This window comes from Glutamicibacter sp. NPDC127525, from assembly GCF_042672105.1.
GTDB lineage: Bacteria > Actinomycetota > Actinomycetes > Actinomycetales > Micrococcaceae > Glutamicibacter.
Window position 1 is genome coordinate 93,538 of record NZ_JBHXVN010000002.1, and the last position, 24,026, is coordinate 117,563.

Here is a 24,026-nt window from a genome sequence, read left to right on the forward strand (position 1 = left end):
GCATCCTTGCCCGAATTGACACTCATTGACGAAAACGGGCAGAACTTTTCCTATCGGTTGAAAGGCCCCGGCGAATTCCAGCGGCCGTCTGCCCCGCTTTCCTCGCGCAAGGCCTATGCCGCAGCCCATGTCATCCCCCTCATGGGAGCAGACAATACGCCTGGCGCACCGGCAAGCATCGATTGGGATGCAACGCTGGCCTACCGCCACGAGCTATGGTCCTACGGGCTGGGTGTCGCCGATGCGATGGATACGGCGCAGCGAGGCATGGGGCTGGACTACGCGGCTACCTGCGAGTTGATCAGGCGATCGGCGATCGAAGCGGCCGGGGTTCTCCAGAAGAACAGCTACCCGGCCTTGGCTGGGCTCACCGTCAGGGATATTCTCGCCTGCGGTGTCGGCACGGACCAGCTGTCGGCAGACACTGTCCAGCCGGGCCAGCTGGCAGAAGTCACCAACGCTTATTTGGAGATGCTGCGCCTTGTTGAAGATTCAGGTTCGAAGTCGATCTTGATGTGCTCCCGGGCCCTGGTCAAGGCTGCGCGCACCTCGCAGGATTATCTGGACGTGTATGCGACTTTGCTCGATGCTGCCAAGCAGCCAGTGATCCTGCATTGGCTTGGAGACATGTTCGATCCACAGTTGAGCGGCTACTGGGGAACACAGGATTTGGCAGAAGCCACCGGGGTTTTCCAGTCCATTCTGGAGCAGCACGCGTCGAAAATCGACGGCGTCAAAGTCTCTTTGCTCAATGCCGAGCATGAGAAGCAGCTTCGTGCCGCATTGCCAGCTGGAGTGCGCCTCTACACTGGAGACGATTTCAACTATCCCGAGCTGATTCACGGTGACGGGCAACTGCATTCCGATGCGTTGCTGGGAATTTTCGCCGCCATCTATCCCGCTGCGTCAACGGCCCTGCAGGCTTTCGATGCAGGCGACGCAGAACGCGGCCGGAAGATCCTGGACTCCACCAGAGAGCTGGGATTGCATATTTTCAGCGCCCCAACTTTCTACTACAAGACCGGGATTGCCTTCCTTTCGTGGCTCAATGGGCACCAAAGCGGTTTCCAGATGATCGGCGGGCTGCACGCCGGACGTTCACTGCCGCACTTGGTGCGCACATTCGTTCTCGCTGATGGCGCTGGCCTGTTGCAAAACCCTGATCTGGCTGCTGAGCGAATGGAACAGCTCCTGGCAATTTCTGGAATCAAAACTACAACTTCGTCCCTGACAGGTGTGTCATGACATTCGAACTATCGCTTAATACCGGCACTACCCCGAATCTCAGCCTCCACGAAGCCGCCGAAGCTGCAGCGCAGGCGGGCCTGAGCCATATTGGTCCGTGGCGGCATTTGCTTGCCGAGGCCGGTGGCGCTGGGCCAGCAGCCCAGATCATCGCTGGGGCAGGGCTCAAAGCCAGCACCTTGTGCCGTGGCGGCTTTCTCACTGCACCTTCTGCCGAAGCCCAAGCTGCCGCGCTGGCATCGAACCGGCAGGCCATCGAGGAAGCTGCCGTCATCGGCGCCAATGAATTGATCATGGTCGTGGGCGGCTTGCCGTCGGCCGCGCATATTCTGGGCGGCACCGGAGATCCAGCAGACAAGAACATTGTCGCGGCTCGCGATCGCGTCGCGCGCGGCTTGGAAGAGCTGGTTCCCATCGCCCTGGAACACGGCGTTCGGCTGGTGCTAGAACCGTTGCATCCAATGTATGCCGCCGACCGAGCGGTGCTTTCCACACTCGGACAGGCCCTGGACTTGGCCAGTCCTTATCCAACCAAGGCCGTAGGCGTTGTTGTTGACACCTTCCATGTGTTCTGGGATCCGCAGTTGCAGCAGCAGATCCAGCGGGCAGGCCTTGAGCATCGCCTGGCCAGCTACCAGATCTGTGATTTCAATCTGCCGATTGCCAGCAATGCACTGCAATCCAGAGGCATGATGGGCGACGGCCATATCGATTTCTCGGCGATTTCCCGATGGGTGTCACAGGCCGGATACCGAGGTCCAGTTGAAGTCGAGATCTTCAATGACGAGATCAACCAGCAGGATTCCGCGCTGACCTTGGCAACCATGTCCCAGCGCTACGAAACTCTCGTACTGCCCCACCTTGAGCAAGCTGCGGGCGTTCAGCCGGCCAGCGCATTAAACTGATCTGAATTCGAATATCTCTGAAGGAACACGATGAATCAGCAAGCCACCGCAGCGGGATCTGGAACGACTAGTGCCCTGGCAGCGCCAACTGCTCCTGCGGTGGTGCTGATTGGTCTGAACGGATTCGGACGCCAGCATCTGGCAAATATCCATCGACTCGCAGCCGAGGAGAAAATCACGTTCCTTGCCGGCATCGATCCGGTCGACCCCGGGAAAGAGATTCGCGGCAAGGACACGCACGTGTTCGCCGACTTTGATGCTTTCCTCAGCTCCGGATTAACCCCGGACATCATCATTATTTCAACGCCGATCAGTACGCATGCCGACCTGGCGATGAGGGCCTTGCGTACGGGTGCAGATCTCTACCTCGAAAAACCGCCGACAGCGACCCTGGATCAGTATTCACGCCTGCTGCAAGCCGCGGCCGATGCTGGCGCCCACGTGCAGGTAGGGTTCCAGGCCCTTGGCTCGACAGCCTTGAAAACCATAGATGGGTTCTTCGCCGATAACGCGAAGAACTCTCCCATCGGGGCCCTTCGTGCGGTGGGTGCCAGTGGAAATTGGCTCCGCACCACGGGCTACTATGAACGTTCGCCTTGGGCAGGACATCGGAAACTCGACGGCGTCGAGATTGCCGACGGTGTAGTGACCAATCCCCTGGCCCACGCGGTCGCCAGCGCCTTGCACATCGCCGGAGCGCGCAAAGCCCAGGATGTCGCCCATCTGGCCACCGAGCTGTATCACGCCCACAGCATCGAAGCAGACGATACCTCCGTGGTGCGCGTGCAAATGAGCACCGGAATCCCCGTCATTGCCGCGCTGACCGTTTGCGCCAGTGAACAGCAGGATCCATGGATCACCATCTATGGCACCGAAGGCACCGCAACCTTGTACTACACCCGTGATGAGCTGCTGGTTCGACCCAACCCGGACTTGGGGCTTCCAGAATCTTCTGAAGTTTTCGGACGAGTCAACCTTCTCGAGAACCTCGTCGAGGTGCGCAACGGCAGCGAAACCGAACTCTTGAGCTCTTTGGCGTCGGCCGGTGCTTTCATGCGCGTTCTCGAGCAGATACGGACCTCGGATACTCCAACTCAGATCGCAGAAGTGCAGGTTATCCCTGCCGGGGATGGAGCAGATTTCCACCCAGTGATACCGAACATCGAACGATTCATCGACCGAGCGGTGGCGGCGCAGTCCAGTTTCTCTTCACTCGGAGCGCCTTGGGCCTTGCCAGCGAAAACCAGTGGCTCGTTGTCGCTGATCCATCCCGCAACGGGGAAGCAGCGCACCCTTGCGGAGTTGCGGACGGGAGAAGATATTTCCCGCACCAATTCACCGCGTCCCTTCTTGGATAACCTGAAGACCTTCAACGGAGTTGTGGTCAGTGAGCAGCAACCGCTTGACCACACCTGGCATCTAGGTGTCGGGGTTGCATTGCAAGATGTGAACGGGACCAATTTCTGGGGAGGGCGCACCTACACCCGCGACGCCTCACGCTACATATGGCGTGCGGACCATGGACATATCCGCACAGCGTCCAATGCGTTCGCCCGCAATGGCAGCGCTTTGGATTCGCAGCTTGAATGGGTCAGCCACGAACAGGAAATCCTGCTGGATGAGCACCGTTCGATTGAGCTCAATGCATTTGAGGACCACGAAAGCGCCATCACCGGCTGGAGCCTGGATTTCAGTTTCAGGCTCTCGGCGCGCGAACGCCAGGTGTCGCTTGGCTCTCCGGGTACCAACGGCCGTCACAACGGCGGCTACGGAGGTTTCTTCTGGCGTCTGCCTCCAATCGCTGATCCACAGATTTTTACCCCATCGGCTTCCGGGGAATCGCAAGTCCACGGTGTGCACAGTCCATGGCTCGCCTTCAGTGCCACGTTCTCCTCGGACTCGGTGGCTTTGGCTGATCTTGCTGAAGGCCACGGGGATGCCACCATCATTTTCTGCAGTGAGCATGATGACCCATGGTTTGTTCGCAGTTCTGGATATCCGGGTGTCGGCAGTTCGCTGGCCTGGTCTACACCGGTTGTGCTGGACCCTCAGGAAGCGATAACCCGCCAAGTTCGAGTACTCGTGGTTGATGGGAGGGTCCCGGTGCAGACCGTGGCCCTGCTAGCCCGAAAATACGGTTCAGGTTCCAAGGAAGGCTGATTGTGCCCACCACCGCCACTCATGAATACGCAAAGAAGCATGCCCAACTGGTCGAGCTCATCAGAAGCCGCGATGGGCAGTATCTGCTTCTCTCAACCCCCGCTTCGCTTGCCTGGCTCTTGGGCGGTGCCCGCACGCACGTATCTCTTGCGGCACCACCCATTGCCAGGGTTCTGGTTCATGCCCAGGGGTGCGAGCTTGCCACGTCCGTGAGCGAAGCTGCACGGATCCAGCGAGAAGAGCTCGGCAACGTGGAACAAGTTTCGGTGCATGTCACCGCCTGGTACCAGGATCTCGACAATGTCCGAGAATGGTTTCCAGCGGCGAGCGGACAAAAGATCCTCAGCGAGCGGGAAATCGAGTCCGATTTGCGAGCCCTTCGCTCAGCACTCAATGAAACTGAGATTAATAGGTATCGCGCTCTTTGCCGCGACACGGCTGCGCTCATGACCCAAGTGCTGTCGGCCGCCCGTAGCGATGATTCCGAGTTCGACGTGGCAGCCAAGCTGACAGCTGGAGCCGTCGTCCAAGGAGACGAAGTGCTCGTTGCCTTGGTCAGCGGCGATTCACGTGCCGCAGCCCGGCACCCCCTGCCCACCGCGGCCCCGCTCGGAGGCAAAGCCATGGCAGTGCTGTGCGTAAGACGTCATGGGCTCATTGCCAACATCACCAGGTGGGTGCGATTCGGTGCGCCGACGCCTCAGGAACTCTCTGGAGAAGACGACATCCTGGCTGTCGAGGCAGATATCCTTGCGGCAATTCGCCCTGGCGGCGTTCTCGGTGAATTATTGCCCGTCATCCAGGAATCCTACCCGGAGCATGGTTTCGATGCCGGGGAATGGTCGTTGCATCATCAAGGCGGCATTGCCGGCTACAACGGACGAGATCCCCGGCTCACCCCAGGAGCAACTGATCTCTTCCAGTTGAACCAGGCTTTTGCGTTCAATCCCAGTGCAGCACGCGATGGTCTGGCGTTCAAAGTTGAGGACACCATGCTGCTGACCGAGTCCGGGGATTTTGAGGTTCTCACCTTCGATCCGCTCTGGCCCTCAAACCTGGTTAACGGTTTGCCACGGCCGGCAGTACTTCAACGCTAAGCGCACCCCTAAACAATTATTGGCTGGGAAATCCTTTTGAGGTTTCCCAGCCAATAATTTTATGTACCGATGCCTTTTATACGGTGGCCTTCAATTCCGAGCGCCAGCTGCGTTTCGGTTCCCAGCCAAGGACATCTCGCGCTTTCTGGATACTGAAGGCAGGGCTATCCGTGGTGAGTCCCGCTGCGACGTCCTCGAGCTCCGGATAAATCTCTGGGATCAGCTCTGCGAGCGGACGCGTTGCCATGGCATCCTTTGCACCAACGAAGAACACCGAGCCATTCTCTACGCGGTCAAACCGTTCAAGCAGTACCAGCAGGAAATCTGCCACGTCCCGCGCATCAACGTAATTGAATAGCGCAGGCGCTGACAAGCGAGGATCTTGTAGGCGCTCAGCAACAGTGTGTCCCTGCTGCGTTGGAGCGCCGGCCCACTCTTCCTCTGCGATCACATAGCAGGGCCTGAAGGAAGCGAACTTCACCGAACTTGCCGGTCCCATTTTCGCTGCGAACATGGCGGCAATCTGCTCGGCTACGAATTTGGAAAGCCCATAAGCATGCCATGGCTTGGGAACTTCGTTTTCATCAAGAGGCAGCTTCTCCGGCACCCATCCGCCCGGAGAACCATAGCCCATTATTGATGGGCTGGAGGCCAGCACGACCCTGGTAGCACCGGCCTCCACTGCCGCCGAGGTGACGTTATGGGCAATGGTCGCGTTCGTGTGCAGAAGCACCTCTTCCGGGGCCATGAAAGGAACAGCCATTGCCGCGAGGGACACCACCGCTTGCGGAGCAAGCTGCTCGAATAGCGCATGCGTAGCCTTCGCATCCATCAGATCGATGCAGTGATACTCCACGCCATCGAGAGGTTCTTCCGGAATCTGCCTGTCAAGAGAGATCACTTCATGCCCTGCGTGAGAAAACCCCGCGAGCACGGCACGGCCTAAACGCCCTGCTCCCCCGGTGATGACGACTTTTTCACCCATGGCTCCGTTTACACCTTGACCTTCGGTTGAAACGAAATGTCCACGCCCAGGCCAGCACTCCCGACGTCCACGAGCTGCCTGGTTTCCAGCGATTGATTTCCGCAAATCCCGACAGCAATGGCGCGCACACCGTCGATGAATCCGGCTTGCCGCGCATATCCATCCTCGTTGGCTCCGCGGAAGAGCTCTTCGAGCAGGAGCTTGTCGCCGCCACCATGCGATCCATTCGAGTTTTCGATCTGAATCTCCACTGCTTCTTCCCAATGCCGCTGCAAAAGCAATCTCTCGCCTTTCGACCTGGCATTGCCGCTCTGGCCATCATTGCTATATGAAGGATCCACCGGATGCCCGCCGGCCGCGGGCAGTACTGCTGCCCGTTCGACAACGTCCAGTTCCAGGCGTCCTTCCGTCCCGTTCACCGCAACCCGGTATCCTTCCCATGGGCTGTGCGCGTTCAGGGAATATGAAAGCACCGGTCCGTTTTGATACTCAGCAGTCAGGCTCAAATTGTCTTCGATGGTGATCTCGCCATTGAAGACTCCCTGGTCTCGGCGGTACCCATCAAAGTGTTCGTTCTCTAGATAGAGCTTTTCCAACCGCTCATCGCTGCGAAGATCCAAATCAAACGGATCCTTATCGCTTAGCCCGTGGGTACCGCGTTCGTTGGCTTGGCGGCCCCTGAACTCTGCGTTGTCGGGCCCGTAGAACTTCAGCCCTCCTGTTGCAAAGACCTTCTGCGGTGAATCGTCGAGCCACCAATTGACCAGATCGAAATGATGGCTGGACTTATGGATTAGCAAGCCGCCAGAGTTTTCCTTGAGTCGATGCCATCGGCGAAAGTAGTCTGCTCCGTGAACGGTATCCAGCATCCAGTTGAAGTCCACGGATGTGACTTGGCCGATTTTCCCATCGTCGATGGCCTTCTTCAGGGCTGTATTCCGAGGAGAATAACGGTAGTTAAACGTGACCACGATTTCATGGCCGCTTTCTTCCACCGCCCGAGCTATACGAGCGGTGCTCGGCGCATCAATTGTTAGTGGTTTCTCAACTATCACATCGGCGCCGGCATACAGAGCGGTGCAGATCAGCTCAGCATGCGTGTAGTCCGGGCTCGTGATGATTACCCGGTCAATGTGGCGTTCTCGAATGACTTTGGCCAAGTCTTGCGGGTCAAAGGACCCAACCTTCTCGCCGAAGGTCTGTTCAACTACGTCTTGGTAGTACTCGATTCGCCCCTGGTTGGTATCTGCCAATGCGACAAGTTCAGCGACGTCGCTATGTTCACCGAAGATAGCAGTCAGGTACATTTCGCATCGGTTCCCTGTGCCGATCAGTACGTAGCTGGTGCGTGATGAGCTTCCCATGCGGTTTCTCCTACGATAAGTTTCTGGCGCTTGTGTCTGGTATCGGTCGAGGCCACTGGCCTAGCGCTGTTGTCCTAGGCCAGTGGCATATTCCTGCTATTTGATACCAGTAGTTGCGATGCCCTTGACCAGGTATTTCTGCCCGAAGAGGAAGGCAAGGAATACAGGGACCAACGTGACGATCGACATTGCGAACAGTGCGCCCCAGTTGGATTCTCCGGTGGAGTCTATGAATGCGTTGAGCGCAACTTGCACGGTGTAATTACTCGGGTTGGTGAGGTAGATCAGTGAGGTAAAGAAGTCGCTCCAGGTCCAGATGAACGTGAAGATTGCCGTAGTTGCCAAGGCTGGAACCATAAGCGGCAGGATGATCTGCAGGAAGATCCGTGGATGGCCGGCGCCATCGATTCGGGCTGCTTCATCCATATCCTTAGGGATTCCTCGGATGAATTGGATCATCAGGAAGATGAAGAACCCGTCCGTGGCAAGCAGTTTCGGAACGATGATTGGCCAGAAGGTATTGACCCAGCCGATCTGAGAAAACATGATGTACTGCGGAACGATAATCACGTGGATCGGCAGCATGATGGTCATCAGCATCAGCGCGAACATAATCTTCTTGAACTTGAAGTCAAGCCTGGCAAATGCGTATGCCGCCATGGAGCAGGACACCAAGTTGCCAAGGATGCATCCCAAAACCAAAATCGCAGAGTTCATCAAGTACTTGCTGAAAGGTTCAGACAGCGCGTTCCAACCGCTGGGGTAATTATTCCAGTCCACCTGGGAAATAACCAAACCGGCCTCGCGGAAGATCAGGTCGTTCGGGCGGAAGGAGCTAGCTACCATCCACAGCAATGGATAGATCATGACTCCGGCACCCAGGATCAGCAGCGCATGCTTTAGCAATGAGCGCATTGAAACCTTGAACTTCGGGCTCTTACCCTTTACGGTCTTGCCTCGTTCATCAGTACCGCCAACCGGCGGCTTTTTTCCGAGAAGTTCTTCCTCATCAAGCACGAGTTCTTGCGGTGACCCACCGCGTACTTGCGAATCTGAAAGTGAAGTTTGATTAGTCATCGTAAAACACCCAATACTTAGAAACGAAGAAGTTCACAGCGGTAAATGCACCAACTATGAGCACCAGGAGCCATGCCATGGCTGAGGCATAACCCATATCGAACTGTTTGAATCCTTGCTGGTACAGGTAGAGCGTGAAGAACATGGTGGAATCGGCAGGACCGCCCGATCCATTGGACACGATGAAAGCTTGAGTGAAGTTCTGGAAGGCCCCAATGATCTGCAGGACCAGGTTGAAGAAAATAATGGGGCTAATCATCGGCAACGTGATACTCAGGAACTGCCGCCATTTGCTCGCCCCATCAATGGAGGCTGCTTCGTAATACATCATGGGAACTTGACGCAGACCTGCAAGGAAGATCACCATCGGTGAGCCGAAGGTCCACACGTTGAGCAAGATCAGGCTTCCAAGTGACGTGTTTGGATCGGAGATCCATCCAATGCCTTGGATACCGACCAATTCCAAGAGCTGATTCACCAGGCCGGTGGTACCGAAAATCTGCTTCCACAGCACTGCGATTGCAACTGAGGAACCCAGCATGGAAGGCAGGTAGAAAATTGAGCGGTAAAAAGAGAGCCCGCGCATTCCCCGGTCAAGCAAGATTGCTACGGCGAGGGCCACTGCCAGCTGCAACGGAACACCGATCAAAACGTAGGTGAACGTGACCCGCAATGAATTATGCAGCCGCTGGTCGTCGAGCATCCGTTCAATGTTCTCAAACCCTGAAAAGGACGGAGCCTGCAAAAGGTTGTAGTCCGTAAACGCAAGATACAGCGACATGGCCATGGGCCCCAGGGTGATAAGGAATAACCCGATCGTCCACGGAATGAGGAAGATATGCGCTGCCTTGTTGTCCTTGGGAGGGACTTTGCGGCCATTGTTCTTGCTGAGGTTCTGCAGTTCGGCAATGGCGCTCATTGACCACTACCTCCTTTCGACGAAACGCGAAGGCAGCCCTTACGAATCGGGACCGACATGAGTGACTCCTTGCTAGAAGCGCTTGGTGAAGATGATTCGAAATCGACTTCAGGAATGCGCTTTCCAATCTCTATTCCTCAACGCTAAACTAAACACCAACGTGAGGTCAACCACACTGGCGAGATAGGTTTGAGGAATCGCCTCGGAGCCACCGCTGGACGCCATCACACGGTGCGAACAGTCGCTGGATGCGTCCATATGAAAATAGGAGATCAGTAAAATGTCGCAGGCCAAAGACGGTTTAAGTGACACTATCGTGTCAATAGAGCTCTATTGGATATCACTGCCTTTTGATGCCGCGCGGCGAAGCCAGGAAGATTCCAATGCGGAATCAATCGATACTTTCAATGCATCATCACGCACGTTGACCCAGATGGAATCATTAATGGTGAAGGTGCAAACCGCGGATGGGTTCACCGGCTGGGGCGAAGCCTTCGGCCACAAATCCAATCCCGCGACATGGGCTGCCCTTGAACAGATCGTGGCCCCCTTTTTCTTGGGGCGTTCATCGGCCCTCGACGGGAGCATTGCCTCGGCCGAATATGCATTCCACGCCTTCGGGCGCACCGGACCCATTCACTTCGCACTATCCGCAGTGGACATCGCTCTTTGGGATATAGCGGCACGTCGTGCAGGACAGACGCTGCGGGAATTCATCAATATCGATGCCCGCCATGAAATCAATGCCTACGCGTCTTTGGTCCACTATGCCGAGGATCCGCAGGAGGTTGCTTTTCATCTTTCCAGGGCTTTGGAACACGGATTCAAGGCGTTCAAAATCCATGAGTCCTCGATTCCAGCCATCAAGGCCGCACGGCAGGCCGTGGGCTCCCACCCGCTGATGGTCGATGTCAATTGCAAGTGGCATCATCCAGCCGAAGCCGGGTCGTCGATTGCTGCCATGGCGGACCTGGAGCTGCTGTGGATCGAAGAACCGATCTTCCCGCCAGATGATTCGCAATCACTAGCCGCCCTCAATGCTCGTTTCGGCAACGTCTCCGGTGGAGAAAACCATTCAGGGGTCCAGGGGCTGACCTCGGATATGGAACTCGGCGCCCTGCAGTTTGCCCAGCCTAGCGTCGGAAAGATTGGCGGACTCAGCGCCATGCTCAAAATTCGCGAGGCGGGTCAACGGCTTAATGTCCATGTGGTGCCACACTGCTTCTACTACGGTCCGGCCCTCCTGGCCACCGCGCAGCTGATCGCCGCAGACCAGGAAGTCCAGCTTGCCAACGGGTCACTCCGTCCGGAATTGGAAATCCCCTTCCTCGGTTGGGAAACCCAGCTCCACCCTTGGCATGCGCCGCATCAGGGGAAGCTCACTAACGAGGGTACGATCCGTCTGCCAACGGAAGCCGGGCTCGGTTTCACTCCGGATCCAGTCGTTCTTGAAAACCATGCCCTCAAGCATCTGGTCTTGACCACTGCGCCTTGCGAAGGGTAAATGATCCGGCAAGGCAATAGCCGCTTCAAGCATTGCGGACAGCCCGCGATTGCCTGGAGCCCCGCCGTCCAGACGGGAACCTGCCGTGGTTTCAAGCACCCGAGCGGCAGCTCCGGGCGCATTCGACCACAGAGAAGAAAGGGGCAGCAGGCCACCGAAGAAAACACTCGAAAAATCACTTGTGTAATAAGTTTCTTACTTATAGGATAAGTAATTAAATGAGCTTACCCCCACAGTGATCCCAACAGGAGATTCCCGCCATGACCTATACCCCCGACGCCATCCGCCACGTCAAGCTTTCAACGGCCCGGTTGCCGCTGGCCACACCGATCTCCGATGCGAAAGTTTTCACCGGTCGTCAGAAGCCAATGACCGAGGTGGTCTTCCTCTTCGCGGAGATCACCACGGAACAGGGCCATGAGGGTTTCGGGTTCTCCTACTCCAAGCGGGCTGGCGGTCCTGCACAGTACGCCCATGCCAAGGAAGTCGCACAAGCGATGATTGGCGAAGATCCAAGTGACATCGCCAAGTTGTACACCAAGCTCCTCTGGGCCGGCGCTTCGGTGGGCCGCTCTGGTGTGGCGACCCAGGCGTTGGCCGCACTTGATATCGCGCTCTACGACATGAAAGCCAAGCGCGCGGGGCTTCCGCTAGCCAAGTTCCTCGGCTCCCACCGCGATTCGGTGCGCACCTACAATACTTCCGGCGGCTTCTTGAACGCCAGCATCGAGGAGGTCAAGGATCGGGCTACCCAGTCCATCGAGGAAGGGATCGGCGGCATCAAGATCAAGGTCGGCCTGCCGGACAGCGCCGAAGACCTGCGCCGCGTTGCCGCAGTGCGCGAGCATATTGGCCCGGATTTCCCGCTCATGGTCGACGCCAACCAGCAATGGGACCGCGCTACCGCATTGCGCATGGGGCGCAGGCTCGAGGAGTTCAACCTCGTCTGGATCGAAGAACCGCTGGATGCCTACGATGCTGAAGGCCATGCGGCCCTGACCGCTGCCCTGGATACGCCAATAGCCACAGGAGAGATGCTTGCTTCGGTATCCGAGCACGAACGCCTGATTGCCGCACGCGCCTGCGACATCATCCAGCCTGACGCTCCCCGGGTCGGTGGCATCACCCAGTTCCAGAGACTGGCAACTTTCGCTGACCAGGCTGGGCTGGATCTGGCACCGCACTTCGCAATGGAAATCCACTTGCATCTGGCAGCAGCGTACCCACGCGAGCCTTGGGTGGAGCACTTCGACTGGCTCGACCCGCTGTTCAATGAGCACTTGGAAACCAAGGACGGCCGGATGATCGTTCCGAACAGGCCAGGGCTCGGCTTCACCCTGAGCGACCAGGCCCGCGCGTGGACCACCGAAACCGCGCAATTCGGCACCGCCTGAGTCCCCATGACTGGACCTTCGCGCCGGAACCGCCTGCCAGGCGGTTCCGGCGCTTATCCTTTAAGCATGCACAACGCCAAACCCAATCTGGCATCGGCCTTGGTCGGGCACCTGCGCGCGCAGATCAGCGGCGGGGCCATTCCTCCGGGACAGAAGCTGCCCAGCGAGAACGAGCTGATCGCCGAGCACGGGGTATCGCGCACCGTGGTCCGCGAGGCCATCACCCGGCTGCAGGCCGAAGGGCTGGTCTACACGCGGCGCGGCGCGGGCAGCTTCGCTTTGACTCCTCCACCGCCCGCCGAGCCTGCCGCTCAAGCACTGGTTCCGCGGACCGTCGAGGAACGCCGCCAGTTGATCGAGTACCGGGTGGGTTTCGAGACCGAGGCCGCCGCCGTCGCGGCCCGCTCCCGCACCGCGCAGGATTTGTCCGCAATGGACCAGGCCCTGCGGGGCTTCGAGGCCGCAGCGGGCAATGCGGCGGTGAGCATGAGCTGCGATTTCGAGTTCCACCTGGCCGTGGCCAGGGCTACCGGCAATCCCTACTTCGGCCAGGCTGTGGAGAATTTCGGTCCCTCCATGATCGCGATGCCGCGCGGCCGGCTGGATTCGGCCGACACGATCACCGCCGACCGGCTGGGTTCGGTGGCCGCAGAGCACCGCACCGTGCGTGATGCCATTGCCTCCGGCGACCCGCACATGGCGGCCGCGGCCATGCGCATGCATTTGGGCAACTCCATGCTGCGGCTGCAATCCGAAGCGGGGCTCGGCCCCGCGCTTTAGGGCCGGGACGCGGAAAAGACCTCCGGCTGGCCGTGGCAGCTGCCATCAGCTCCATGTCGCCGAGAGGTCTTTCCTTCAAAGTTCCGTACCGGGCCTAGGTGATCACCAGGTCCAGTGCGAAGACCCCGAGCAACCCGAGTACCGCCAACGTCGTGGTGTAGGTGGTGCGCACCGCGAGCGCCTGCCCGACATTGAGGTTGAAATACTCCTTGAACATCCAGAAGCCCGGGTCGTTCACGTGGCTGAAGGCGATCGAGCCGCAGGCGGTGGCCAGCACCATCAGCTCAGGCGACGCTCCGGTGGCCGCGACCAGCGGTGCAGCGATGCCGGCGGCGGTCGATACCGCCACCGTAGCTGATCCCAGCGCGATGCGCAGGATCACCGCAATGATCCAGGCGAGGAACAGCGGGCTGAGATTCCACCCCGCAGTGGTGTCCGCAATGTAGTCGGCAATGCCGGCGGAAACCAGCACCTGCTTGAAGGCGCCGCCGGCGCCGATGACCAGCAGGATCATGGCCATGGCCCGTGCGGCCTCGCTCATCGACTTGGCGACCTGCGCCATGGAACGGTTGTTCAGCGGGCCGAAGGCGGCAATCGCCACCAGCAGGGCGATCAGCAACGCAATTTCCGCAGAGCCCAGCAGCGCGAGCACATCGTCGGCCTCTTTGCTCAGCGTCACGGTCATGCGCAGGATTTCCGAACCGGCAATCAGCACGATGGGCAGCAGCGCCACCAGGAAGGACAAGGCGCCCGAGGGCAGCTCGTCGTCGGCGAAGTCCTTTTCCGCGAGCAGCCCCGAGGGCATCTGCGGGTTCATCTGCCGCACGAAGGACAGCCGCGGCCAGGCCATCGCAATGGCCACACCGGCCGGAATGGCAATGAGCAGGCCGTAGGCCAGCGTCAATCCGACCGATGCGTTGTACAGCCCGGCCACTGCGGTCGGACCCGGGTGCGGGGGCAGGAAGGAATGCATGGTGGACAGCGAGATGGACATGGGCAGGCCCACCCACAGCAGGTTGACCTTGGTGGCGCGCACCAGGGTGAAGGCGACCGGCACCAGGATCACGAACGCGACCTCGTAGAACATGGTCACGCCGATCAGCATCGCGGAAATGATCATGGCCCACTGCACGCCACGCTCGCCGAAGACCGAGAGGATCTTGCGGGCAATGCGCTGCGCCGCCCCGGCGTCGCCCATGACGCGGCCAATCATGGCGCCTAGGCCGATGACGACGGCGGTGCTTCCCAGCTGCCCGCCCAGGCCCTCGGTGATGATCTCCGGGATGTCAGCGATGCCCGCGGGCTCGCCGTCCACGCTCAGCGATCCGGTGGCGACGGCCCAGAAGGCCACGAGGGTGGCGACGAGGATCAGGGCGATGAATCCGTTGAGCTTGAACCTCATCATGAGGATCAGCAGCACGACTACCGCCAGCGCTACGACAAGCAGGGGCATAAAGGGGCTCCGATCTGGGGAATACTTTGGAAAGGGTGGAATCTCGGCATCGCGGGTGGCGGCGGGGGCTTGGGTTTACGTGAGCTGCCGCATATCGCCATGTGCCTGTAGTCACGTTAGTAAGCCGGGATCGCTCCCGTCCAAGACTCGATCCGCATGTTTTGATACCCAGCCGGCATCGCGTTGCGTGCCCGGGTGGCGGCCATCCCCGCGATCCCGCGACATTCCGGCACTCCGCGCCCGGTAGCGCATTCGGCTCGGCGTTTCGGCACTCCCCGGGAACCGTGCATTGAGTGACGAGCCTCACAGTAGTTGACGCGCTGCAACCATTGAGGAGCCACCGGACCGTGGACGCGCAAAGGCCGCGGAAGGCTTCCGTTGAAGCCTTCCGCGGCCCTTGGCAGCGGTGCGGTAGCGGGTCAGCCGGCCTTGACGGCCAGCACCGGATGCTGCGCCTGCAGCAGGATTCGCTGGGCGTGCGAGCCCATGATGAACTTGCCCACCTGGCTGCGCTGGCGCAGCCCGATGACGATCAAGGACACCTCGTGCTTCTCGGCCAGCCCGAGGAACTCCTCGGTCAGGTCATCACGGTAGCTGGACTCCACGATGCGAGCCTCGACTCCCGCCGCGGCGGCAGCTAACAGTACGCGTTCCAGGTCCTCGGGCGAAGCGGTGTGCTTGTCCACCAGCGACCCCTCGCGCGAGGAGTTCACGATCAGCAACGGTTCGGCGCGCAGCTTCGCCTCGATGATGGCCGCGTCGACGGCGGCCTGCCCTACTGGGGTGGGGACGTATCCCACGATGATGCTCATGCGTTTTCCTTTTCCTTTACGGCCTGCACGGCCACCAAGCGGTTCTTGCGCTGATCGATGGCGGACTTGATCATCGGCCACACGGCCACGAACACGAACACCACCAGCAGCGTTGCGGAGATGGGTCGGGACAGGAAGCCCGAGGGGTCGCCTTCCAGCACCAGCAGGGATCGGCGCAGGTTGGATTCCAGCAGGCTGCCCAGCACGAACGCCAGCACCAGCGGGCCGGGCTCGAAACCGAATTTCTTCATCAGGTAGCCCACGGCGCCGAACATGACCACCAGCATCACGTCGAACATGGAGTTGCGGATGGTGTACGCGCCCAGCAGGGTAATCAACGCGGTGATCGGCGCCAGGATCGCGGCGCGGATGCGCAGGATCCGCACGAATACCCCGATCAGCGGGATCGACATGATCAGCAGCAGGATGTTGCCGATATACATCGAGTTCACCACGCCCCAGAACAATTCCGGGTCATTGGAGATCAGCTGCGGGCCGGGGGTGACCCCCTGGATCAGCAACGCCCCGAAGATGATCGCCATCGTCGCATTCGCAGGAATGCCCAGAGTCAGCAATGGGATGAACGAGCTGGTCGCCGCCGCATTGTTCGCGGTTTCCGGTCCGGCGACACCCTCGATCGCCCCCTTGCCGAAGCGCGTAGGGTCCTTGGCGGTCTTCTTCTCCAGCGCGTAGGAGGCCAGCGAGGAGATCGTCGCGCCGCCGCCGGGCAAGATGCCCAGGAAGAAGCCGAGCACCGACCCGCGGCCGATCGCCCCGGAGGCCTGCTTCAGGTCCTGGCGCCGCGGCCACACGTTGGCCACCTTCAGCGGGGCGGACACGGCCCGGTGCCGCTCCTCCAGGTTGTAGAGGATCTCGCCCACGCCGAACAGGCCCATGGCGATCGGCACGAAGTCGATCCCGTCGGCCAGCGACAGGTTGCCGAAGGTGAAGCGCTCGGCCCCGGTGAAGCCATCGCGACCCACCGTGGCCAGGAACAGGCCCAACGCCGCGGCGATGATCGCCTTGATCTTGGAGCCTCCGGAGATGGTGGCCACCAGCAAGATGCCCAGCAGCGCCAGCGCCGTGTACTCCGGCGGGCCGAAGTCCAGCGCGAAACTGGCCACCAGCGGAGCCAGGAAGGTCAGACCCACAATGGCGATCGTGCCGCCAATAAACGAGCCGATGGCGGCAATGCCCAGTGCGGTGCCGGCCCGGCCCTGCTTGGCCATGACATAGCCGTCGAAGACCGTCACCACCGAGCTGGCCTCGCCGGGAAGGCGCAGCAGCACCGAGGTGATCGTGCCGCCGTACTGGGCACCGTAGAAGATGCCGGCCAGCATGATGATGGCGGTCACCGGCTCGACACCGTAGGTCAACGGCAGCAGGATCGCGATCGTGGCCGCCGGGCCCAGGCCCGGCAGCACGCCGATCAGCATGCCAATGACAACGCCGAGCAGGCAATACAAGAGGTTTGTGGGGTCCAGGACGGTGCCGAAGCCGTCCAGGACTGGTCCGAAGAAGTCCATGGGAGTCAACCTTTAATTGCGACTTAGAACAGTCGGGGAATCGTGGTGCCGAGCGCGGCAATGAAGATGGCGTAGAAGGCCACGACCACCAGCACCGAATACAAGGCGGCAGAGCGCCAGCGCTCACCGCCCAGCCAGCGCATCCACACGAAGCACAGCAGCAGCGCGGGAATCTCGAAGCCGATCAGCGGCATGAGCACCACCATCAGGATCAGGGTGGCGAAACCAATGACGGTGTACCAGCTCATGGCACTGAACTTCTCCCCGTCCTGCCCGCCGCGCCTGCCCACGATGAGCTGCACCACGGCCATGACGGCGGCAATCAGCGTGACGATGAAGGGCCACATCCCGGCGCTGGGCGCCGCGGGGGTGCCCAGCCCCAGGCCAACGGACAGCGCCATGCCGGCGCAGCCCAGCGCGAGCACCACCAGGCTGGAGGCAAGGTTCGCCACCGGTCCGGCCGGTTCCGGGGACTCGGCTTCCCACTGGGCGGCGAGTTCCTCCGGGGTCAGCGCCTCGGGCGACGAATCGTCCTCGGGCTGCACCGGGCCGGATTTCGCGCGGGGCGCGGCGGGCACCGGCGGGCGTTCAACGTGTTTGGCTTGCATGATGTCCTCCTGTGCTTGAAGTGTTCCGGATCAGCTGGCTGCCGGGAGGCTACTTGCCGGCCAGCGAGATGTCGTACTCATCGGTCAGTTCCTTGTACTTCGCGGCCAGCTCATTCCATTCGGCGGTGACTTCCTCGCCGGAAATCTCGTTCGGAGTCAGCATGTTCTTCTCGTTGAACGAGGTGTAGGTGTCCGTGGCTACCGCGTCCTTGATGGAGGCCACCAGCTTCTGCTTGGCGTCATCGCTCAGGCCCTTCGGGGCTGCGATGGCGCGGTACTGGGAGACCGGGACTTCATAGCCTGCCTCGATGGCGGTGGGCACATCGGGAAGGAACTCATTGCGCTCGGAGGAGAAGACCACGATCGGGGTGACGGTGCCGGCGTCGATCTGCGGCTTGGCTTCGCCCAGCTGCACCGTGGAGACCTGTACCTGGTCGCCCATGACGGCGGTCAGTGCCGGGGAACCCGAGTCGAATGGTACTGTGGTGCCTTCGATGCCCGCCTGGGCCAGGATCAGTTCCTGGGCCAGCTGCGAGCCGGTGCCCACGCCGGTAGTGCCGAAGGACAGCTTCTTGCCGCTGTTCTTGATGTCATCGAAGTTCTCCATCCCCGACTTGGTGCTGGCTACCATGACGTAGTCATCCTGACTCAGTCCCATGAGGACATCGAGGTCATCGAGCGAAACCGCCTCGTCCGCGGATACCGCCAGCGGGGTAATGGTGATCAACGAGGCGTTGAGCAGCACGAGGTTCTGCCCGTCCGGGGCCATGGCCGCCACTTCTTCGGTGGCCAGCGCGCCGTTGGCGCCCGGCTTGTTCACCACGGGCAGGGCCACGCCCAGGGAATCCGCCATGCCGTCCGCCGCGGCGCGCGCGATCAGGTCGGTGGAGCCGCCAGGCGCCTGGCCGACGGTCAGGGTGATGGGGCCGCTGGGGAATTCGGCGGAGGCCGAGCCCCCGCCGACGTTGCCGCCGCAGGCGGAAAGCGCTAGTACCGCGCCAGTGGCCGAGAGGGCGAGCAGCGAGCGGCGAGTCAAGCGATTTTTCATGGGAAGTTCTCCTGTGGTGTCGAGTGTGGGACCCCGGCCGAGGCCTCGAGTGAGACAGCTCACCTTGCTGGTCTTGGAGTCAAGCGTAGAAACTTGAAGTGATGCATGTCCAAGGTTGAATGTGCATAGAATGATTCCAGAAAGGTATCAAATGTTTACTCTGGACCAAGCACGCAGTTTCGTTGCCGTTGCCGAGGAATTGCACTTCGGCCGTGCCGCCGAGCGGCTGAACATGACTCAGCCGCCGCTGAGCCGGCAGATCCAGAAACTCGAGCGCACGGTCGGCGTGGAACTGCTCGAGCGCGACAACCGCCGCGTGGCCCTCACCGCGGCGGGCCGTGCTTTCCTCCAGGATGCCCGCCGGCTGGTCGTGGCCGCCGAGCGTGCCCCGGACAATGCCCGCCGCATCGCCGCCGGCCAGCTGGGCGAGCTGCGCATCGGCTTCACCGCGGCCTCGGGCTTCAGCCTGCTCGGCCCGCTGCTGGGAGAAATCTCCGCGCAGATGCCGCAGGTGCACCTGGAGCTGTCGGAAATGGTGACCGGCGAGCAGGTCGACGCCCTGCTGGACGGCGACATCGATCTGGGCTTAGCCCGCCCGCCCTTCGACGAGAAGCTCTTCGAGTCCGCACTGCTATTAACCGAGGGGCTCTACGTGGCAGTGCCCTCCGGCCACCGGCTGGCCCGGCTGCAGCGGGAGGTATTGTTCGATGACCTGCGCAACGAACCGCTGATCATGCACTCCCCCACCAAGGCCCGCTACTTCTACGACCTGGTGGTGCGCCGCGTCGACATCGAGCACAAGAACGTGCGCCATACCGTCAGCCAGGTGCTGACCATGCTCGCGCTGGTCTCCGCCGGGCGCGGTATTGCTTTCGTCCCGGAGAGTGCCAAGCTGCTGGGCGTGGGCGGGGTCAGCTACCTGCGGCTTGGCGAGGTTACCGACGATCCGGTGCAGCTGCACGCCATCTGGAGCAAGTCCTCGCGCAATCCGGCGCTGGAACGGGTGGTCTCGATCGTGCGCCACGCGCTGCACGCTGAATGATGCACAGTAGGTATCAAACAATACAAATATGGGCTTGGACAGGCATCATAGAGGGTTCCTAGGCTGAGGGTAATACCAATGCACCGCCCCCAGCTTTCCCGCCTCGCCTGAGGCGGGAACCAGTCAAAGGAACAAACCATGGCCCAGTACACCCCCGCCGAACTTGCCTCCAAGCTCAAGGACGGGTTGCTCTCCTTCCCGGTCACCGCATTCGACGCCAACCTGGAAATCGACGAGGCCGCGTACCGCAACCACCTGGCCTGGCAGTCCAGCTTCGACGTCGCCGGACTGTTCGCCGCCGGAGGCACCGGCGAAGGCTTCACGCTGACCCCGGCAGAGGCCTCGCGTGTGGTCCGCATGGCAGTGGAAGAAGCCGGCTCCAAGGTTCCGGTGCTGGCCTCGGCCGGCGGTTCGACCAAGCAGGCCATCCAGAACGCGCAAGACGCCGAGGCCGCAGGGGCCGAAGGCCTGCTGCTGCTGCCGCCGTACCTGACCGAATGCGACCAGGAAGGGCTCTACCAGCACGCGTCGGCCATCTGCGCATCGACGACGACCGGCGTGATCGTCTACAACCGCGCCAACGCGATCTATTCGGCGGACACCGTGGCCCGGCTGGCCGATAACCACGAGAACTTCATCGGCTTTAAGGACGCGCTGGGCGACATCGAGCACCTGACCAAGGTGTACGCCAAGAACGGCGACCGCCTGTTCTACCTGGGCGGGCTGCCTACCGCGGAGACCTTCGCGTTGCCGCTGCTGCAGCTGGGCATGAGCACCTACTCCTCGGCCATGTACAACTTCGTTCCGGAATTCGCGCTGGACTTCTACAAGGATGTGCGCGCCCAGGACCTGAAGGCGGTCAACGAGAAGCTGAACCGCTTCGTGCTGCCGTACCTGGAAATCCGCGACCGCGTCAAGGGTTACGGCGTATCCATCGTCAAGGGCGGGCTGAAGGCCATCGGCCGCGACTCCGGCTCGGTGCGCCCGCCGCTGCAGGATCTGACCGAGCAGGACCTGGCGGACCTGTCCGCGCTGATCCAGCAGGCAGGCATCGTTCCCGCCGGCGCGAGCCTCTGACCAGCACTGGCACTTTACGACACACCAATCAGTCGACTCAGGAGCAATTCATGAGCACAACCACGCAGAACCTCACCGGCCAGTCCATCCTCGCCGGCGCCAGCACCGAAGGCAACGGGCGCAAGGTCAACGGCTATAACCCGGCGACCAACGAGCGCCTGGAACCTGCCTACAGCCTCATCGATGAGCAGCAGCTGAAGCTGGCCACCGCTGCGGCGGCCGAGGCCTTCGAGTCCTTCCGGTCCTTGGAACCGTCGAAGCACGCAGAGTTCCTGGAAGCCATCGCGGAGAACATCGAGGCAGTGGGCGCCGAACTGGTCGCTCGCGCCATGGCCGAAACCGGCTTGCCCGAGGCGCGCCTGACCGGCGAGCGCGGGCGCACCACCGGACAGCTGCGGCTGTTCGCGCAGGTGGTGCGCCAAGGTGACCAGCACGGCGTGCGCGTGGACCCGGCCCTGCCAGAGCGCACCCCGGCCCCGCGCGTGGACATCCGGCAGCGCAAGATCCCGGTGGGCCCGGTCGCGGTGTTCGGCGCGTCGAACTTCCCGCTGGCGTTCTCCACCGCCGGCGGCGACACCGCCAGCGCGCTGGCTGCCGGCTGCCCGGTGGTCTTCAAGGCCCACAATGCGCACCCCGGAACCAGCGAGATTGTTGGCCATGCCATCAGCAAGGCCGTCGCCGACTTCGGGCTGCACCCGGGAGTCTTCTCCCTGGTTTATGGCCCCGGCGCGTCGATCGGCCAGGCGCTGGTGAAGGATCCGGCCATCAAGGCCGTGGGCTTCACCGGTTCGCGGGCCGGCGGCACCGCCCTGATGGCCGCCGCGGCCGCGCGACCGGAACCCATCCCGGTGTATGCCGAAATGAGCTCCATCAACCCGGTGATCTTCTTCGAGGGAGCATTGGCGCAGGATCCTGTTGCGCAGGCCAAGGCCTACTTGGCTTCTGTTGTCGGTTCTTCCGGGCAGCTGTGCACCGCACCGGGTCTCGTCTTTGTTCCCACTGGAGCTGCCGGCGACGCATTCGCCCGCGCCGTCAGCGGCCAGGCACCGGAAACTTCCGGGCAGACGATGCTCACCGAGGGAATCTACAATTCCTGGACCGCTGGTGTCCAAGCGCTCGGCAGCCAGGACGGTGTCGAACTGCTGGGCCGTGGCACCGAAGGGGCAACCGAGAACGCTCCGGCACCAGCCATCTACACCGCTGGAGTGGAGCAGCTGCTGGCCAACCCGGTGCTGCAAGACGAAATCTTCGGAGCCGCCTCGCTGGTGATTCGCTACGCCGATGCCGCACAGCTGCAAACGGCGCTGGGCCGGCTGGAAGGCCAGCTCACCGCCACCTTGCAGCTGGACGATTCGGATCACGAAGCCGCAGGGCAGATCATCGGGACGCTGGAAACCAAGGTCGGGCGCATCCTGGTCAACGGATGGCCAACCGGTGTGGAAGTGGGCCACGCGATGGTGCACGGAGGTCCGTTCCCGGCAACGTCCGACCCGCGGACCACCTCGGTGGGCACCCTGGCCATCGAGCGCTTCCTGCGCCCGGTCGCCTACCAGAACTTCCCGGACGCGCTTTTGCCCAAGCCCATCGCGGAAGACAATCCGTGGAAGTTGACCCGCCGGATTGACGGCGTCCTGCAGGCGAAAGGCGAATAATCCATGACTTCCCAGCCCACCATTGCCTCGGTGAAGGTCATCCCGGTCGCCGGGCACGACTCCATGCTGCTGAACCTCTCCGGGGCGCACGGGCCGTTCTTCACCCGCAATATCGCCATCATCACTGACTCCGAGGGCCGCACGGGCCTCGGCGAAGTGCCCGGCGGCGAGGCGATCCGTTCGACCATAGAGGAGGCCGGCACACTGATTACCGGCGCCCCTGTGGCGACTTACCGTTCGCTGCTGCGCCAGGTGGCAGCCCGCTTCGCAGACCTCGATTCCGGCGGACGCGGTGCACAGACCTTCGATTTGCGCACCACCGTGCACGCAGTCACCGCACTTGAATCTGCACTGCTGGATTTGCACGGCCAGTTCCTCGGAGTGCCGGCGGCCGAACTGCTCGGCGACGGGCAGCAGCGCGACGCGGTTCCGATGCTCGGTTACCTGTTCTACGTGGGCAACCCGGATACGACGGATCTGCCGTATCTGCGCGAACCGCAGGGCAACGACGACTGGGAGCGCTTGCGCCGCGAAGAAGCCATGACGCCAGAAGCCGTGGTGCGCCTGGCCGAGGCGGCTCAGGCCCGTTACGGGTTCAAGGATTTCAAGCTGAAGGGCGGCGTCCAGGACGGGGACTCCGAGGTCGATGCTGTCATCGCTTTGAAGGAACGCTTCCCCGAAGCCCGGATCACGCTTGACCCCAATGGCGGCTGGCTGCTCGAAGATGCTATCCGGCTTGGCAAGCGCATGCGTGGAGTGGTGGCCTATGCCGAGGATCCGTGCGGCCCTGAGGGCCGCTTCTCGGGCCGCGAGGTCATGAGCGAATTCCGCAGGGCGACCGGTCTGCAGACCGCCACGAACATGATTGCGACTGACTGGCGAGAAATGGCGCACGCGGTGCGCACCAGTGCGGTAGACATCCCCCTGGCAGATCCGCATTTCTGGACCATGTCCGGATCAGTGCGCGTTGCCCAGCTGTGCAACGAGTTCGGACTGACTTGGGGGTCGCACTCGAACAACCACTTCGACATCTCGCTGGCGATGTTCACCCAGGTCGGCGCCGCTGCTCCGGGCGAGATCACGGCACTCGATACCCACTGGATCTGGCAGGATGGACAGGGCCTGACCGAGGAACCATTGGTGATTCGGGACGGAGAGATCAAGGTTCCGCAGCGGTCCGGCTTGGGTGTCAGCCTGGACATGGATCGGGTCGCCCAAGCCCACGAACTGTACCTGGAACATGGGTTGGGCTCGCGTGACGACTCGGTGTCCATGCAATACCTGATTCCCGGCTGGACCTTCGATTCGAAGAGTCCCGCGCTGGTTCGCTGACAGGCTGCCAGGGAATCTGAATAATGCACCGTGGACGGTAGAGGGA

The 24,026-nt window shown here is 61.3% G+C and carries 20 protein-coding genes; 11 read left to right on the forward strand and 9 right to left on the reverse strand.

The features are described from left to right. The first annotated feature begins 6 nt into the window (after nt 1-6). Genes ACFVHU_RS06205 through ACFVHU_RS06220 form a run of 4 tightly spaced genes read left to right on the forward strand, consistent with a single transcriptional unit; the run spans nt 7 to nt 5,407 of the window. Nucleotides 7-1,245 carry a dihydrodipicolinate synthase family protein gene (locus tag ACFVHU_RS06205; protein ID WP_388023793.1) on the forward strand — a complete coding sequence of 413 codons (1,239 nt, stop codon included), beginning with the start codon at nt 7-9 and terminating at the stop codon, nt 1,243-1,245. Next, a complete protein-coding gene (locus ACFVHU_RS06210) occupies nt 1,242-2,150 on the forward strand; it encodes a sugar phosphate isomerase/epimerase (protein WP_105661980.1) in 909 nt (302 codons plus the stop codon). Before ACFVHU_RS06205 ends, ACFVHU_RS06210 begins: the two co-directional genes overlap by 4 nt. 30 nt (nt 2,151-2,180) lie before the next feature. Then, nucleotides 2,181-4,310 (forward strand): DUF6807 family protein, encoded by a 2,130-nt coding sequence (locus ACFVHU_RS06215; protein WP_388023176.1) that lies wholly within the window; start codon nt 2,181-2,183, stop codon nt 4,308-4,310. Between the two features lie 2 nt (nt 4,311-4,312). Further along, complete coding sequence (locus ACFVHU_RS06220; protein ID WP_388023178.1) at nt 4,313-5,407, forward strand: M24 family metallopeptidase; 1,095 nt, start codon at nt 4,313-4,315, stop codon at nt 5,405-5,407. 76 nt (nt 5,408-5,483) lie between these two features. Here the strand turns inward: ACFVHU_RS06220 and ACFVHU_RS06225 are convergent, their stop codons facing one another. The 4 genes from ACFVHU_RS06225 to ACFVHU_RS06240 form a co-directional block, all read right to left on the reverse strand. Then, nucleotides 5,484-6,392 carry an NAD(P)-dependent oxidoreductase gene (locus tag ACFVHU_RS06225; protein WP_105656293.1) on the reverse strand — a complete coding sequence of 303 codons (909 nt, stop codon included), beginning with the start codon at nt 6,390-6,392 and terminating at the stop codon, nt 5,484-5,486. 8 nt (nt 6,393-6,400) lie between these two features. Next, nucleotides 6,401-7,756, reverse strand: a complete 1,356-nt coding sequence (locus ACFVHU_RS06230) for a Gfo/Idh/MocA family protein (RefSeq protein WP_105656292.1) — start codon at nt 7,754-7,756, stop codon at nt 6,401-6,403. 96 nt (nt 7,757-7,852) lie between these two features. Next, nucleotides 7,853-8,833 carry a carbohydrate ABC transporter permease gene (locus ACFVHU_RS06235; RefSeq protein WP_388023182.1) on the reverse strand — a complete coding sequence of 327 codons (981 nt, stop codon included), beginning with the start codon at nt 8,831-8,833 and terminating at the stop codon, nt 7,853-7,855. Then, nucleotides 8,826-9,752, reverse strand: a complete 927-nt coding sequence (locus ACFVHU_RS06240) for a carbohydrate ABC transporter permease (RefSeq protein WP_105656291.1) — start codon at nt 9,750-9,752, stop codon at nt 8,826-8,828. The genes ACFVHU_RS06235 and ACFVHU_RS06240 overlap by 8 nt, the downstream gene beginning before the upstream one ends. A gap of 280 nt (nt 9,753-10,032) precedes the next feature. Here ACFVHU_RS06240 and ACFVHU_RS06245 point away from each other — a divergent pair, with 280 nt between their 5' ends. The 3 genes from ACFVHU_RS06245 to ACFVHU_RS06255 all read left to right on the forward strand — a co-directional run bounded on the left by ACFVHU_RS06245 (nt 10,033) and on the right by ACFVHU_RS06255 (nt 13,430). Further along, the gene (locus tag ACFVHU_RS06245; RefSeq protein ID WP_388023185.1) at nt 10,033-11,256 is read left to right on the forward strand and encodes a mandelate racemase/muconate lactonizing enzyme family protein; all 1,224 of its coding nucleotides are present in this window, start codon (nt 10,033-10,035) and stop codon (nt 11,254-11,256) included. A gap of 260 nt (nt 11,257-11,516) precedes the next feature. Then, entirely contained in the window at nt 11,517-12,650 is a 1,134-nt protein-coding gene (locus tag ACFVHU_RS06250; RefSeq protein WP_105656289.1) for a mandelate racemase/muconate lactonizing enzyme family protein, read from the forward strand. Nucleotides 12,651-12,716: 66 nt separating this feature from the next. Next, complete coding sequence (locus ACFVHU_RS06255; protein WP_133834028.1) at nt 12,717-13,430, forward strand: FadR/GntR family transcriptional regulator; 714 nt, start codon at nt 12,717-12,719, stop codon at nt 13,428-13,430. A gap of 94 nt (nt 13,431-13,524) precedes the next feature. Here the strand turns inward: ACFVHU_RS06255 and ACFVHU_RS06260 are convergent, their stop codons facing one another. The 5 genes from ACFVHU_RS06260 to ACFVHU_RS06280 all read right to left on the reverse strand — a co-directional run bounded on the left by ACFVHU_RS06260 (nt 13,525) and on the right by ACFVHU_RS06280 (nt 18,877). After that, the gene (locus ACFVHU_RS06260; protein WP_388023189.1) at nt 13,525-14,883 is read right to left on the reverse strand and encodes a gluconate:H+ symporter; all 1,359 of its coding nucleotides are present in this window, start codon (nt 14,881-14,883) and stop codon (nt 13,525-13,527) included. 419 nt (nt 14,884-15,302) lie between these two features. Then, on the reverse strand, nt 15,303-15,695 hold the full coding sequence (locus ACFVHU_RS06265; RefSeq protein ID WP_105656286.1) for a universal stress protein: 393 nt from the start codon (nt 15,693-15,695) through the stop codon (nt 15,303-15,305). Further along, complete coding sequence (locus ACFVHU_RS06270) at nt 15,692-17,221, reverse strand: tripartite tricarboxylate transporter permease (protein ID WP_105656285.1); 1,530 nt, start codon at nt 17,219-17,221, stop codon at nt 15,692-15,694. The genes ACFVHU_RS06265 and ACFVHU_RS06270 overlap by 4 nt, the downstream gene beginning before the upstream one ends. Before the next feature lie 23 nt (nt 17,222-17,244). Beyond that, a complete protein-coding gene (locus ACFVHU_RS06275) occupies nt 17,245-17,829 on the reverse strand; it encodes a tripartite tricarboxylate transporter TctB family protein (protein ID WP_388023191.1) in 585 nt (194 codons plus the stop codon). A 49-nt stretch (nt 17,830-17,878) separates the two neighbouring features. Beyond that, nucleotides 17,879-18,877, reverse strand: a complete 999-nt coding sequence (locus tag ACFVHU_RS06280; RefSeq protein WP_105661987.1) for a tripartite tricarboxylate transporter substrate binding protein — start codon at nt 18,875-18,877, stop codon at nt 17,879-17,881. Nucleotides 18,878-19,028: 151 nt separating this feature from the next. Here ACFVHU_RS06280 and ACFVHU_RS06285 point away from each other — a divergent pair, with 151 nt between their 5' ends. The 4 genes from ACFVHU_RS06285 (at nt 19,029) to ACFVHU_RS06300 (ending at nt 23,980) form a co-directional block, all read left to right on the forward strand. Beyond that, nucleotides 19,029-19,919, forward strand: coding sequence for a LysR family transcriptional regulator (locus tag ACFVHU_RS06285; RefSeq protein WP_388023195.1), 891 nt, complete (start codon nt 19,029-19,031; stop codon nt 19,917-19,919). Nucleotides 19,920-20,057: 138 nt separating this feature from the next. Then, the gene (gene kdgD / locus ACFVHU_RS06290) at nt 20,058-20,996 is read left to right on the forward strand and encodes a 5-dehydro-4-deoxyglucarate dehydratase (RefSeq protein WP_105656281.1); all 939 of its coding nucleotides are present in this window, start codon (nt 20,058-20,060) and stop codon (nt 20,994-20,996) included. Between the two features lie 50 nt (nt 20,997-21,046). Further along, nucleotides 21,047-22,648, forward strand: coding sequence for an aldehyde dehydrogenase (NADP(+)) (locus ACFVHU_RS06295; protein ID WP_332594604.1), 1,602 nt, complete (start codon nt 21,047-21,049; stop codon nt 22,646-22,648). Nucleotides 22,649-22,651: 3 nt separating this feature from the next. Further along, entirely contained in the window at nt 22,652-23,980 is a 1,329-nt protein-coding gene (locus tag ACFVHU_RS06300; RefSeq protein WP_388023199.1) for an enolase C-terminal domain-like protein, read from the forward strand. Nucleotides 23,981-24,026 lie beyond the last annotated feature (46 nt).

Bases quoted from the DNA above. Each gene is read 5' to 3' on its own strand.
- ACFVHU_RS06210 (WP_105661980.1), top strand. From the start codon at position 1,242: ATGACATTCGAACTATCGCTTAATACCGGCACTACCCCGAATCTCAGC.
- ACFVHU_RS06215 (WP_388023176.1), top strand. From the start codon at position 2,181: ATGAATCAGCAAGCCACCGCAGCGGGATCTGGAACGACTAGTGCCCTG.
- ACFVHU_RS06225 (WP_105656293.1), bottom strand. From the start codon at position 6,392: ATGGGTGAAAAAGTCGTCATCACCGGGGGAGCAGGGCGTTTAGGCCGT.
- ACFVHU_RS06230 (WP_105656292.1), bottom strand. From the start codon at position 7,756: ATGGGAAGCTCATCACGCACCAGCTACGTACTGATCGGCACAGGGAAC.
- ACFVHU_RS06235 (WP_388023182.1), bottom strand. From the start codon at position 8,833: ATGACTAATCAAACTTCACTTTCAGATTCGCAAGTACGCGGTGGGTCA.
- ACFVHU_RS06240 (WP_105656291.1), bottom strand. From the start codon at position 9,752: ATGAGCGCCATTGCCGAACTGCAGAACCTCAGCAAGAACAATGGCCGC.
- ACFVHU_RS06245 (WP_388023185.1), top strand. From the start codon at position 10,033: ATGTCGCAGGCCAAAGACGGTTTAAGTGACACTATCGTGTCAATAGAG.
- ACFVHU_RS06250 (WP_105656289.1), top strand. From the start codon at position 11,517: ATGACCTATACCCCCGACGCCATCCGCCACGTCAAGCTTTCAACGGCC.
- ACFVHU_RS06255 (WP_133834028.1), top strand. From the start codon at position 12,717: ATGCACAACGCCAAACCCAATCTGGCATCGGCCTTGGTCGGGCACCTG.
- ACFVHU_RS06260 (WP_388023189.1), bottom strand. From the start codon at position 14,883: ATGCCCCTGCTTGTCGTAGCGCTGGCGGTAGTCGTGCTGCTGATCCTC.
- ACFVHU_RS06265 (WP_105656286.1), bottom strand. From the start codon at position 15,695: ATGAGCATCATCGTGGGATACGTCCCCACCCCAGTAGGGCAGGCCGCC.
- ACFVHU_RS06270 (WP_105656285.1), bottom strand. From the start codon at position 17,221: ATGGACTTCTTCGGACCAGTCCTGGACGGCTTCGGCACCGTCCTGGAC.
- ACFVHU_RS06275 (WP_388023191.1), bottom strand. From the start codon at position 17,829: ATGCAAGCCAAACACGTTGAACGCCCGCCGGTGCCCGCCGCGCCCCGC.
- ACFVHU_RS06280 (WP_105661987.1), bottom strand. From the start codon at position 18,877: ATGAAAAATCGCTTGACTCGCCGCTCGCTGCTCGCCCTCTCGGCCACT.
- ACFVHU_RS06285 (WP_388023195.1), top strand. From the start codon at position 19,029: ATGTTTACTCTGGACCAAGCACGCAGTTTCGTTGCCGTTGCCGAGGAA.
- kdgD (WP_105656281.1), top strand. From the start codon at position 20,058: ATGGCCCAGTACACCCCCGCCGAACTTGCCTCCAAGCTCAAGGACGGG.
- ACFVHU_RS06295 (WP_332594604.1), top strand. From the start codon at position 21,047: ATGAGCACAACCACGCAGAACCTCACCGGCCAGTCCATCCTCGCCGGC.
- ACFVHU_RS06300 (WP_388023199.1), top strand. From the start codon at position 22,652: ATGACTTCCCAGCCCACCATTGCCTCGGTGAAGGTCATCCCGGTCGCC.